This is a genomic window from Klebsiella sp. R390, from assembly GCF_051131745.1.
Lineage (GTDB): Bacteria > Pseudomonadota > Gammaproteobacteria > Enterobacterales > Enterobacteriaceae > Klebsiella.
Genome location: NZ_CP180445.1, coordinates 3,046,517 through 3,059,125, shown reverse-complemented (window position 1 = coordinate 3,059,125; position 12,609 = coordinate 3,046,517). Strand labels below are relative to the sequence as shown.

General features: G+C 56.1%; 12 protein-coding genes. 4 read left to right on the top strand and 8 right to left on the bottom strand.

What is annotated here, in order from left to right; translation table 11 throughout:
• The first annotated feature begins 57 nt into the window (after window positions 1–57).
• Window positions 58–441 (top strand): aspartate 1-decarboxylase autocleavage activator PanM, encoded by a 384-nt coding sequence (gene panM, locus ACMYSP_RS14180; protein ID WP_434582689.1) that lies wholly within the window; start codon window positions 58–60, stop codon window positions 439–441.
• A 570-nt stretch (window positions 442–1,011) separates the two neighbouring features.
• Here panM and livJ read toward each other — a convergent pair.
• The 3 genes from livJ to ACMYSP_RS14165 all read right to left on the bottom strand — a co-directional run bounded on the left by livJ (window position 1,012) and on the right by ACMYSP_RS14165 (window position 5,028).
• Window positions 1,012–2,115, bottom strand: coding sequence for a branched chain amino acid ABC transporter substrate-binding protein LivJ (livJ, locus tag ACMYSP_RS14175; protein ID WP_434582688.1), 1,104 nt, complete (start codon window positions 2,113–2,115; stop codon window positions 1,012–1,014).
• Between the two features lie 257 nt (window positions 2,116–2,372).
• Window positions 2,373–3,617, bottom strand: a complete 1,245-nt coding sequence (locus tag ACMYSP_RS14170; protein WP_434582687.1) for an aromatic amino acid transport family protein — start codon at window positions 3,615–3,617, stop codon at window positions 2,373–2,375.
• Between the two features lie 145 nt (window positions 3,618–3,762).
• Window positions 3,763–5,028 (bottom strand): 4-aminobutyrate--2-oxoglutarate transaminase, encoded by a 1,266-nt coding sequence (locus tag ACMYSP_RS14165; RefSeq protein ID WP_434582686.1) that lies wholly within the window; start codon window positions 5,026–5,028, stop codon window positions 3,763–3,765.
• 118 nt (window positions 5,029–5,146) lie between these two features.
• Between ACMYSP_RS14165 and ACMYSP_RS14160 the strand changes: the two genes are divergently transcribed.
• Window positions 5,147–6,670 (top strand): PLP-dependent aminotransferase family protein, encoded by a 1,524-nt coding sequence (locus ACMYSP_RS14160; RefSeq protein ID WP_434582684.1) that lies wholly within the window; start codon window positions 5,147–5,149, stop codon window positions 6,668–6,670.
• Between the two features lie 51 nt (window positions 6,671–6,721).
• Here ACMYSP_RS14160 and rpoH read toward each other — a convergent pair whose 3' ends face one another.
• The 4 genes from rpoH to ftsY all read right to left on the bottom strand — a co-directional run bounded on the left by rpoH (window position 6,722) and on the right by ftsY (window position 11,184).
• A complete protein-coding gene (rpoH, locus tag ACMYSP_RS14155) occupies window positions 6,722–7,576 on the bottom strand; it encodes an RNA polymerase sigma factor RpoH (protein ID WP_123757280.1) in 855 nt (284 codons plus the stop codon).
• A 260-nt stretch (window positions 7,577–7,836) separates the two neighbouring features.
• On the bottom strand, window positions 7,837–8,895 hold the full coding sequence (ftsX, locus tag ACMYSP_RS14150) for a permease-like cell division protein FtsX (protein ID WP_434582683.1): 1,059 nt from the start codon (window positions 8,893–8,895) through the stop codon (window positions 7,837–7,839).
• Complete coding sequence (ftsE, locus tag ACMYSP_RS14145; protein WP_004868565.1) at window positions 8,888–9,556, bottom strand: cell division ATP-binding protein FtsE; 669 nt, start codon at window positions 9,554–9,556, stop codon at window positions 8,888–8,890. Before ftsE ends, ftsX begins: the two co-directional genes overlap by 8 nt.
• A 2-nt stretch (window positions 9,557–9,558) precedes the next feature.
• Complete coding sequence (ftsY, locus tag ACMYSP_RS14140) at window positions 9,559–11,184, bottom strand: signal recognition particle-docking protein FtsY (RefSeq protein ID WP_434582680.1); 1,626 nt, start codon at window positions 11,182–11,184, stop codon at window positions 9,559–9,561.
• A gap of 191 nt (window positions 11,185–11,375) precedes the next feature.
• Between ftsY and rsmD the strand changes: the two genes are divergently transcribed.
• Window positions 11,376–11,972, top strand: a complete 597-nt coding sequence (gene rsmD, locus ACMYSP_RS14135) for a 16S rRNA (guanine(966)-N(2))-methyltransferase (protein WP_434582678.1) — start codon at window positions 11,376–11,378, stop codon at window positions 11,970–11,972.
• A complete protein-coding gene (locus ACMYSP_RS14130; protein ID WP_123757275.1) occupies window positions 11,962–12,240 on the top strand; it encodes a DUF1145 family protein in 279 nt (92 codons plus the stop codon). Before rsmD ends, ACMYSP_RS14130 begins: the two co-directional genes overlap by 11 nt.
• A 9-nt stretch (window positions 12,241–12,249) precedes the next feature.
• Here ACMYSP_RS14130 and ACMYSP_RS14125 read toward each other — a convergent pair whose 3' ends face one another.
• The gene (locus tag ACMYSP_RS14125; RefSeq protein WP_434582677.1) at window positions 12,250–12,609 is read right to left on the bottom strand and encodes a DUF2500 domain-containing protein; all 360 of its coding nucleotides are present in this window, start codon (window positions 12,607–12,609) and stop codon (window positions 12,250–12,252) included.

The window sequence follows — 12,609 nt, the reverse complement described above, 5'->3', positions numbered from 1 at the left end:
TGCCTGACGACAAATTTGGGTACACTGAGCCCTTCATTTTGACGGGGCAAGCTGCGCATGAAACTGACCATTATTCGATTACCACGCTTCAGCGAACAGGATCGCATCGACTTAGGGAAAATTTGGCCGTCACAGGATCTCGACGCGATCCCGCTGGACGACCATCACCGGATTTACGCTGCCCGTTTTAACGAGCGTCTGCTGGCTGCCGTGCGCGTGACGTTAAGTGGCGATGCAGGAGAGCTCAGCGCGCTCTGCGTACGCGAAGTCACCCGTCGACGTGGCGTCGGGCAGTATTTAGTGGAAGAGATCCTGCAAGATAACCCGGAGATCGGCCGCTGGCGTGTCAACGCTGCTGGCGTAGAAGACAAGTCGGTAATGTCGGCATTTATGCAGGCGCTGGGCTTTAACGCGCAGCAGGACGGCTGGGAAAAGCGTTAAGAACATCCCGGATGGCGGCGCATCGCGCCTTATCCGGGCTACCAAAAGCAGACACCTGTAGCCCGGTAAGCGCAGCGCCACCGGGGAAAGCGTAAACCACCCTCCCGGTAATCCCCGGGAGCTTACATCAGTAAGTGACCGGGGTTGAGGAGCGCAGCCAACACACCTGTAGTGTGAAAGGCAGCCAGCTTATTTAACTGAGAATTTCGGGCTACAGGCAGGCGGCAAGCGTCGAGATCCCCGGAAGCTTACATCAGTAAATGACCGGGGTTGAGGAGCGCAGCCAACACACCTGTAGCGTGAAAGGCAGCCAGCTTATTTAACCGAGAATTTCGTGCTACAGGCAGGCGGCAAGCGTCGAGATCCTCGGGAGCTTACATCAGTAAGTGACCGGGGTTGAGGAGCGCAGCCAACACACCTGTAGCGTGAAAGGCAGCCAGCTTATTTAACCGAGAATTTCGTGCTACAGGCAGGCGGCAAGCATCGAGATCCCCGGGAGCTTACATCAGTAAGTGACCGGGGTTGAGGAGCGCAGCCAACACACCTGTAGCGTGAAAGGCGAAGGTTAAATTATTTGGCGTCGGTAGCGGTGCCATCCGCATGCCAGGTAAACACGCCGAACTCGAAGCCTTTCAGGTCGCCCTTCGCATCCCATGACAGCGGCCCCATCACGGTATCAACAGAGTTTGCCTTCAGGTATTTCACGATTTCAGCCGGGTCTGCGGATTGATTCAGGCCCGCATCCAGCGACTGGATTGCCGCATAGGTGGTCCAGACGAATGCGCCGCTCGGATCCTGTTTTTTGGCTTTAATCGCGTCAACAATCGGTTTGTTCGCCGGTACCTGATCGTAGTTCTTCGGCTTCGTTACCAGCATGCCTTCCGCGGACTGACCGGCGATGTTAGACAACGAAACGTTGGCCACGCCTTCCGGGCCCATAAACTGCGTTTTCAGGCCTGCGGCACGTGACTGGCGCAGAATCTGCCCCATTTCCGGGTGGTAGCCACCGTAGTAAACGAAGTCGATATTTTCTTTCTTAAGACGTGCAACCAGCGTGGAGAAGTCTTTCTCACCGGCGGTGATACCGTCAAAGAAGACGATGTTCGCGCCGCCTTTCTTCAGGCCATCCTGTACCGCACGGGCCAGGCCTTCACCATACTGCTGCTTGTCGTGAACGATAGCGATACGCTGCGGCTTCACTTTCTCGATAATATATTTTGCCGCCGTCGGACCCTGGTCAGAATCCAGGCCGGTAGTACGCAGAATCATTTTATAACCACGCGCGGTCAGCTCCGGAGCCGTCGCCGCTGGCGTAATCATCAGAATGCCTTCGTCTTCATAAATATCGGATGCTGGCTGGGTAGAAGAAGAGCATAAGTGGCCGATAACGTACTTAATGCCATCGTTGACCACTTTGTTGGCAACCGCCACCGCCTGTTTCGGGTCGCAAGCGTCATCATATTTAACGATCTGCAGCTTATTGCCTTTGATCCCGCCTTTAGCGTTGATATCGGCAACCGCCTGCTCGGCACCGGTAAACTCCTGGTCGCCATACTGCGCTACCGGACCAGACATCGCGCCAACCACGGCAATTTTGATATCTTCTGCCAGCGCGGCATTGCTCATAATCAAGGCGATACATCCTGCCAGTAACGCTTTACCCTTCATGTTCATCCTGAGGCTCCCCATTATTATGGTTTTTGCATTTGTTGTGATGTTGTTTTTTAGCGCATTATTCTAATTTGAGTCATAAGAAAAGCATATGACGCCTATTTTAAGGTCTGCCGCCTGCGCTTTTGCAGCACACTATGCTAAACATACCGTCATTCAGGAGAATTTGAAATGACAAAATTGCGGGTTATGTAACAGATAAGTGACAAATAAAAAACCGCGCCAGGATCAACCGGACGCGGTGGAGTCAAGACGCCAGATTACCAACCGGCGGGCAGGTAGCCCAAAGCGGAAGCAATTGCGTAAACGGCGCTACAAAGATACAGCAACACAATGAAGGTCTGGATAAGCGGATGGGTTATCGCCGCCGGACACACCCAACCCGGAGTAATATCACCCCGCTGGCGGGCGCCTTTGAGCATCAGAATCGGCATGATGGACAAAATCACGCCGCTAAACACCCCGGCAAAATAGAGCGCATTCACAAACGACACCATCCCGCTGTAGGCCAGAACAAAAGGCGGAACCGCGACAACCACCAGCACCATCAGGCGTTTAACCGGCTGTTCGTCGTTCCCGAGGCGGAACTGGTCGAAAATATTGGTCAGGAAGCTGCCTCCCAGGCCCCAGTAGGAAGTCAGCATGGCGCACAGGGCAAACAGGTTAGCAGAGAAAAAGGCCCACTCACCGAGCGCCCGTCCCCAGGAGATGGTCGCGACATCGGAAATATTATCCAGCCCGTTGAGCGCAATCACCGACAGCGGAACCAGCGCCAGCAGCACAAAAGTCAGCCCCATACCGACCATAATGGCCTTCGGCAACTTCTCCGGTTTATCAGCGAACCCACGAGCCATTTCCGGGACGATATATTGTGCCGAGAAACAGAAGGCGACGACGTTGAACACCGGCACCATGTACAGCCAGTTACCGTCGAGCAGATAGCTGACCTGGGTTGTATCTTTGAGCAAAGTAGCGGCAACCAGCACGGCAATCATCACCACCATGCCGATACTAATAAACTTCTCACCGCGACCAATCGCCTTCAGCCCCAGATAGAGCACGCCTGCCGCCGGGATAAAAAACAGCACGCTGCCAAGCGCCGGGGAGATGCCGAACAGCGAATGCAGCAGCTTGCCGCTGCCGGTCATATAGGCGGTCAACGCGCCGACGCTGTTCACGCACACGGACAGGAACATCATCAACGCCCCGAAACGGCCGACATAGCGGTGCGACAGTCCGCTAAGCTGCAAATGCTTGCGGGTACGCAGGGTCGATTCGGCGACATAAAGCATGGTAATGGTGGTCAGGCTGCCGACAATGACCAGCCAGAACAGCAGCGGTAAAAAACCGGCCTTACTGGAGGCATAGGCGATGGACAATACCCCGGCACCGATGTTGGTCCCGACGATCATCGACACCCCTTCAACGAAACTGAGGGATTTTGCAGGTACAGCAGTACGCTCCCGGTTCGTCAGAACCGAGGAAAAGGTGGAATTTTCAGACATAATATTTTCCGTTTTATTCCGGCGATCTGCACCGCCGGAAAAAAGGTGATATCAGGGTGATATACCACTCACGCTGAGTACAAAAACCCCTGTACGGCATCCTGTTTTATTCGGCTTCCCTGCCGCCGCACAGGCGTGTGGCGTGTTATCCCTTGAGGATGCGCGCCAGAATATCCAGTGCCTTAGTAAACTGCGCGTCTGGAATAGTTAACGGATACAGGAAACGGATAACGTTGCCATAAACGCCGCAGCTCAGCAGCAGCAGACCATTTTCCTGTGCTTTCTGTTGGATCTGGCGGGTAAACTCCGGTGACGGTTCGCCGGTCTGCGGATCGTTAAACTCCACCGCGACCATCGACCCTTGACCACGAATATCAACAATTGCCGGGCAATGCTGACGCGCCTGCTGCAGCACCTCTTTCAGATGGCTGCCGAGTTGCTCCGCGCGCTGGCACAGTTGCTCTTCATCAATCACATCGAGGACCGCATGGGCCGCCGCCACCGCCAGTGGGTTACCGGCATAGGTACCGCCAAGTCCACCCGGTGCCGGAGCGTCCATCACTTCGGCACGGCCAACAACGCCAGAGAGCGGGAAACCACCAGCGAGGCTTTTCGCCATCGTCATCAGATCCGGTTTCACATCGTAATGCTGCATGGCAAACAGCTTCCCGGTACGCGCAAAGCCCGTTTGCACCTCATCGGCAATCAGCAGAATGCCGTGGGTATCACACAGCGTACGCAGCGCCTGCATAAACTCTGGCGGCGCAACGTTAAAACCACCTTCGCCCTGAATCGGCTCGAGGACAATCGCCGCCACCTGGTCCGGGCCAATATCGGCCTTAAAGATACGCTCCAGGCTCTTCATCGCATCGGCCGTGGTAATTCCGTGAGCAGCATTCGGATAGACCCCGTGATATACCGAACCCGGGAATGGACCGAAACCGATTTTGTACGGTGCGACCTTGCCGGTCAGCGCCATGGTCATAAAAGTACGACCGTGGAAACCGCCGCCGAAGGTGATAAGCCCCGGGCGACCGGTGTAGGCGCGGGCAATCTTCACCGCATTTTCTACGGCTTCAGCGCCGGTGGTGAAGAACGCCGTTTTTGCCGGGCCATCAATCGGCGCCAGCTCGTTAATACGCTCGGCCAGAGAGACGTAGCTTTCGTACGGGACAATCTGATACGCGGTGTGGGTAAAAGCCTGCAGCTGCTGTGCGACGGCCTCAACGATTTTCGGGTGACGATGGCCGGTGTTGAGCACGGCAATACCGGCGGCAAAATCGATTACCTCGTTGCCTTCCACATCCCACAGCGTGGCATTTTCTGCTTTCTCAACAAAGTAGTTGCACATTACGCCTACGCCGCGCGGCGTCGCCTGCTGGCGACGTTGATTCAGTTCTGAACTTTTCACCCTCGAATCTCCTGTCATGTGTGTCACGTTATCGCAACAATTTCGAAACTATGTCGTTTATTTACACAGGAGTTGGCCCTATAATCGAGTACCAATTTAGATTATCTGAGGGATCCAATTGCGTTCACTCGTCGGCGACCTGGTGCTGGTCAGATTGCAGGAAGAGTCCGATCCACTCCTGCACAAACGCTTATATAACGCGGTCCGCCGCTCGATTCTGGACGGCTCTTTGCCACCCCACAGCCGCCTGCCACCTTCACGAGATCTGGCCGGAGAGCTCGGCGTTTCAAGAAACACCATATTAACAACTTATGAACAACTCCTGGCGGAAGGATATGTTATCTCTCGCAAAGGAAGCGGTACATTTGTCGCAAAAATAGGCCATGATGCCTCGCATTCTGCTGATAAAACCGATGTAAACAGCAGCACCCCGGCACCGACTCCCCACCTGTCCCGTCGCGGCCAGCGTCTGCTCACGCACGTCAGCGCCAGCCCGCGTCAGTGGGGGGCTTTTATCCCCGGCGTGCCGGACGTCAACGCCTTTCCCCATCCGCTGTTCAGCAAGATTCAGGCCCGCATCAGCCGGCGCCCGAAGCCTGAGCGATTGAGCTACAGCTGCAATGGCGGCACACCGGAATTGCAACAGGCGCTCGTCGATTACCTCAGAGTATCCCGCGGTGTGCATTGCCAGGCAGATCAAATTCTTATTACCGAAGGGATCCACCAGGCGATTGACCTGGTGACGCGCATGCTCTGTGACAACGGCGACCTGGCCTGGGTGGAAGAGCCATCCTACTGGGGGATACGCCACGTGCTGGGGATGAATGATGTGCGGATCGAGCCGGTGACCGTCGATGCCAACGGTTTGTGCCCTCCGGAGACGGTTGAGGAGGCGCCGCACCTGATTTTTGTCACCCCGTCGCATCAGTATCCGCTGGGGGCCGTGATGACGCTGGCGCGTCGTCAGCGCTTGCTGGCACTGGCGCGTCAACACGGCAGCTGGATCGTCGAAGACGATTACGACAGCGAGTTTCGCTTTTCCGGCCAGCCGATCCCGGCGCTGCAGGGGCTGGTCGCCGATGCGCCAGTGGTCTACATCGGCACCTTCAGTAAGACTCTCTATCCCGGACTGCGGTTGGGTTATGTGGTGCTGCCGCGGCCGTTGATTGGCGATCTTAAAAACGCCCATGCTGAGCTTTACCGCGGCGGCCACTCGTTGATTCAGATGGCGCTGGCGGAGTTTATTAATGCCGGTCACTACTCCGCCCATATTCGCCGCATGCGCCTGCTTTACAGCCGCCGCCGCGCCTGCCTGACGGAGCTCATCCAACGCTACTGCAACCCGCAGGCGCTGTCAGATTTCAGCGATAATGCCGGTCTGCATCTGATCCTCAATCTGCCGGACGAGGCGGATGATGTGGCGATCGCCAAAATGGCCAACGCCAGGCATATTCTGGTGCGCCCGCTGTCGCGCTACTACCTGACGGCCCAGCGTAAAAAGGGATTATTGATGGGGTTTGCCAGCCTGCCAGAGACGCAAATGGAGCCGGCCTTCCAGGTTCTGCTGGAGTGCCTGCAGACGTTATGTCCCGGGGTGCTGGCCAACGGAGAAGGTGCAGAAAAACAAAACGCCCCAACGTAATGTGGGGCGTTATCAGGTGCCTGCGAAGAGGCGAGTGCTCACGCGGTCGCGTTATGCTTCGATAGCCATACGCAGTTTTTTCATCGCGTTTTTTTCCAGCTGGCGCACGCGCTCAGCCGACACGCCGTAACGATCGGCCAGCTCCTGCAGCGTCGACTTGTTGTCTTCGTCCAGCCAGCGGGCGCGGATGATGTCCTGGCTACGCTCGTCCAGGCCCTGCATCGCATCGGTCAGCTTGTTGGCAGCCTGCTCTTCCCAGTTATCGTCCTCAATGCCGTCGGCAAAGTTAGAGGTTTTATCCTGCAGATAGAGCACCGGAGCCATCGGCTGGCTATCGGACTCGTCGTCCGACGACATGTCAAAGGTCATGTCCTGCGCCGCCATACGGGATTCCATCTCACGCACGTCTTTGCTCGACACGCCCAGCTCGCGGGCCACCATTTCGACTTCATCCTGGTTAAACCAGCCCAGACGCTGCTTGGTTTTACGCAGGTTAAAGAACAGTTTACGCTGCGCTTTGGTCGTTGCGACCTTCACAATACGCCAGTTACGCAGGACGTATTCGTGAATTTCAGCCTTGATCCAGTGCACGGCGAAGGAAACCAGACGCACGCCCACTTCCGGGTTGAAACGACGCACGGCTTTCATCAGGCCGATGTTGCCTTCCTGAATCAGATCCGCCTGCGGCAGGCCATAGCCCGAGTAATTACGAGCAATATGAACAACAAAGCGCAGGTGAGACAGAATCAGCCTTTTCGCTGCTTCCAGATCGCCCTGGTAATGCAGCTTTTCAGCAAGCTCCCGCTCTTCATCAGCCGACAACATCGGCCAAGTGTTCGCAGCCCGGATATACGATTCCAGGTTACCAACGGGGGCTAAAGCTAAAGTTTGCATATCTTTGGTCATTCAAATCCTCTCAATCGATATCGTCTGGCGCGGTGGCTTCCCATCACATGGGCAACAAACATGCCAGCATTTATGAGCAACGAGAATATCACCCACATTAGTATCAGACAGTGATTTTATCCACAAGTTCCATGCAACGATGTGAATAGATTACGCACAAAATGTGACATGGATATGAAAGCGTAGGGAAGAGACAACAGGGACTCTTTCCCTGCAGAGAGACATTCATCAGTGCAGGGAAAGATTATACCAGACTTTTTTTAATCGGGGGTAAAGTGACGTAAATGTTGGACGGTAGCCAGCCAGGCCGCAACCCAGCCAATCATCGAGCAGACGATCAGCATCAGCAGACACTCGTCGAAGCCTAAACCGCTGAGCTCAAATTTCGTTCCGAACACCTGGGCCACTTCGGTCACCGCTGACGACAGACGCATCACCATAATTTCCGACAGAATCAGCGATAAGAAGGCGCCACAAAAGCCCAGCAGCGCCCCGCCATACAGGAACGGACGCAGAATAAATCCATCGGTCGCGCCAATCAGCTTCTGCACGTTAATGGTGTCGCGGCGCGCAAAAATGCTCAGACGCACGCTGTTGCCGATCACCAGGAACACGGCAGCGACCATTAACACACCAATCAAGGCCGATACACGCCCTACTAATCCCGTTAAGGAAGAGAGACGCGCGAACCAACTGTCATCCATGCGCACTTCATCGACGCCCTGAATACGCGTCACCCGATCGCGCAACGTATTCAATGCCTCGGTTCCCTGGAAGTCCAGCTTCGGCACCACAATCGCCACCGCCGGCAGCGGGTTCTCTTCCAGCATATCCAGCGCGCCGCCAAAGCCAGACCAGTTGCGGAACTCTCCTAGCGCTTCGTCACGCGACAGATAGTTAACCTTCTCAACGCCTTGCTCCGCCTGCAGCTGACCGACAACCCGCGCCGCTGCATCGTCATCCAACGTTTTCTCGAGGTAGACGGTGATCTGCGGGGTAGGATAATACTGCGCTGCCGCGGTGTTGACGTTTTTGTACACCATGTAGCAGACGCTTGGCAGCGTTAGCGAGATGGCGATAACCATAATCGTCAGGAAAGTCGCGAGCGGCGTGCTTTTCAAATCCTGAAGCGCACCATGCCAGGCATAGCGAACCTGTTCGTTAAAGACGTTGCTCTTACGGGAAGCCGGGGATGGCGCCGCTTTAGGCCGCTTCGGCGCATTGCGTCCGCCACCGCCGCCCGCGCCAGCACCATTGCGCAGGCGATCGAACCGGTTGCCAAACTGGCGAATTTGATTTATTGCATCACGCTTATTCACCCCAGTGGCCTCCATGCATATGACCGTCGCTCAGGGTCAGCATACGATACGAGCGGCTGGAGATCAGCCCCAGGTCGTGCGTCGCCATCAGAACCGTTACCCCTACGCGGTTAAACTCCTCAAACAGACGTAAAATCCCTTCCGAAAGCGCCTCATCGAGGTTACCGGTCGGTTCGTCCGCCAGCAGTACCGCCGGCTTATTCACCACCGCACGGGCAATCCCTACGCGTTGCTGTTCACCGCCGGAGAGTTGAATGGGGAGATTTTTCGCTTTGTCCAGCAGCCCGACCTTGTCCAGCGCCGCCGACACACGACGGCGAATATCATCGCCGCTGGCGCCGGCAATAATCAGCGGGATAGCCACATTATCAAACACCGTACGATCCATCAGCAGATGATGGTCCTGGAAAATCATGCCGATCTGGCGACGTAAGAACGGCACCTCCCGGCTCTTCAGACGGCTAATATCATGGCCGCCGAATAAGATTTTCCCGGCGCTCGGCCGCTCGATACCGCAGATAAGCTTAAGCAGGGTACTTTTCCCCGCGCCGGAGTGGCCGGTCAGAAATGCCATCTCGCCCGACTGCAGGTGGAAGTTCACCCCCTGCAGCGCTTGTCTCCCACCGAGATAGGCTTTGCTGACTTGTTCAAAGCGAATCATGATTAATCCTCTCGGGCAAAAAGTGCCTCAATAAAGTCGCCCGCATTAAACGGACGCAGATCCTCAATACGTTCACCGACGCCAATGTAGCGAATCGGAATACCAAACTGGTCGGCGACGGAGAAGATAACGCCCCCCTTCGCGGTGCCATCCAGTTTAGTCAGCGTAATGCCGGTCAGTCCAACGGCCTCATGGAACAGCTTGGCCTGGCTAATCGCATTTTGCCCGGTGCTGGCATCGATGGTCAGCATGATCTCATGCGGCGCATCTTCATCCAGTTTTTTCATCACGCGGACGATTTTCTTCAGTTCTTCCATCAGATGCGATTTGTTCTGCAGACGGCCGGCGGTATCGGCGATCAGTACATCGACGTTGCGCGCCTTCGCCGCCTGGATGGCATCGAAGATAACCGATGCGGAATCCGCGCCGGTATGCTGGGCAATCACCGGAATGTTGTTACGCTGGCCCCAGACCTGCAGCTGCTCGACCGCCGCGGCACGGAAGGTATCTCCCGCTGCCAGCATCACCGATTTACCCTGCTGCTCGAACTGACGCGCCAGCTTGCCGATGGTGGTGGTTTTGCCGACGCCGTTGACGCCAACCATCAGAATAACAAACGGGGTTTTCCCTTCAACATTCAACGGCTCATCGACTTTCGCCAGGATGCCGCCCATCTCTTCTTTCAGCAGGCCATACAGCGCTTCTGCATCGCGCAGCTGCTTACGGCTGGCGCCTTCGGTCAGATGGGTAATGATCTTGCGGGTCGTTTCCACGCCAACATCGGCAATCAGCAGCTGCTCTTCCAGCTCTTCAAACAGATCATCATCGATTTTTTTACCGCGGAACAGGCTGATAAATCCGGAACCGAGGTTCTGTTTAGTTTTAATCAGGCTACGTTTCAGCCGGGCGAAGAAGCCCTCTTTGGTCGGTTTTTCCTGCTCCTGCTGGGCAGTCTCTTCCGCCTGGGTATCTTCTTCTTCGTGTTCAGCATCAACAGGCTGTGACGCCAGCGCCAGGGCTTCCAGCTCTTCATCGGACAGCTCAGGCTCTTCTTCGATGAGCGCATCGTCGACAACGCTGGCGTCTGCCTCAGCCATCACCTGCTCCGGCGCGAGGTCGACTACCGCTTCCGCCACAACCGGCTCAGCAAGGCTCGCCTCGACCAGCGGTTCGGTGACGACAACCTCTTCAACCCGAGGCGCTTCAACCACGGGTTCTGGTTCTTCAACCACCGGTTCTTCAGCCAGCGCGATCTCTTCAACCTGCGGCTCGTCGACCACAGGCTCTTCAACCACCGCGACGTCTTCAACCGGCGGCACGTCGACAGCAGGTTCTTCAATAACCACAGCGTCTTCAACCACCGGCGGCAGCTCGCGCTCAACCACCTGCTCTGTGACCTCCACGACGTCGGCCGCAAAGGTCTCCGGGTCTTCTTTTTCTACCGCCGGTGCGTTAACCGCATCCGCTTCTGGCGTCGCAACCGTCTGCTCAGGCAGCGTCTCTGTCGGATGCTGCCCGACAACCTCGTCCTGCCCTTCTACTTTTTGTTCGCTTTCGGTTTCCTGCGCCTGTTCTTTTTGTCCAAAGCCCAGCCAGGAAAAGAAGCCACGTTTTTTCTCTTTTGCCATTTGCGACGACACTCCCGCTGTTTATTCATGGCACAGCTTCGGCATATCACGCGCGGAAGCTGAAAAATGATGAAATTAGTCGGATAGTCTATCACTTAACTTAACTCGCATCACCGCCCCCGGATTAAGGTTTCGTCATCCGCGTTCGATCGCTAGAATAGCGGGCTGAAAGTGGAGACCTGAGCAAAGAGATGAAGAAACCAAACCACGCAGGCAGCGGCCAGATCCGCATTATTGGCGGACAATGGCGAGGCCGAAAATTACCGGTGCCGGAGAGCCCGGGCCTGCGCCCGACCACCGACCGGGTCCGCGAAACCCTGTTTAACTGGCTAGCGCCGTTCATGGCGCAGGCGCACTGCCTCGACTGCTTTGCCGGCAGCGGCGCTCTGGGGCTGGAAGCGCTCTCGCGCTATGCGGGAAATACCACGCTGCTGGAAATGGAGCGCGGCGTCGCCCAACAGCTGCAAAAAAACCTGGTGACGCTGAAAGCGGCCCACGGCAAGGTGGTCAATACGAATACGCTCACCTACCTGAATCAACCCGGCACGCCGCACCAAATCGTGTTTGTCGACCCGCCGTTCCGCAAAGGACTGCTGGAAGAGACGCTGCGCCTGCTGGAAAATAACGGCTGGCTCGCCGATGAAGCGCTCGTCTACGTCGAGAGCGAAGTCGAAAATGGCTTACCGCCGGTGCCGGTCAACTGGCATCTGTATCGTGAAAAAGTGGCCGGACAGGTCGCCTACCGTCTCTACCAACGTGAGGCACAAGGAGAAAATCATGCTGATTAATTTTGGCCGCGTGCTGATGCTGTGCGTGTGGGCGTTTTTGTTATTAAACCTGTTTCAGCCTTTCCCGAAGCCGCTGAATATTTTCGTTAACGTCGCGCTGATCTTTATGATCCTGATGCACGGCCTGCAGCTGACGCTGTTGAAGGCCACCCAGCCGAAAGATGCCCCGCCGCTCGGGCGCTTTGAGCAGGTACGCATTTTTGTCTTTGGCGTGTTCGAACTGGTGGCCTGGCAGAAAAAGCTCAAGGCCACGCTGCGTAAGAAATGACAGACCGGCTCAGGGTTCTGGCGTAAACGCGACAAACCTTGAGCCCTGAAAGCTCAGCATCCCCCGGTCGCCGACGCTCAGCGCATGATATTGCGCGGCTTCAAGACGAAAACTGACCTCCAGCCCACCGGTCTCTGGCCGGAAGCTGGCCTCGTAGCGAATATCGCTGCCGGCAGGCGTCACGGTCTGCTGGCGCGAACGGCGATCGTTGATCACCTTTTCCCGCTTGTTACTCACCACCACCCGCTTTTGCAGCACTGGCGCGGCGTCATTATTCATATTTTCCCGTCGCTGCTGCACATAGCGCAGCGAGGCGGCCACCACAATAATGGCGACGACGACGATAAAAAACAGCGGTACCTTACTCAT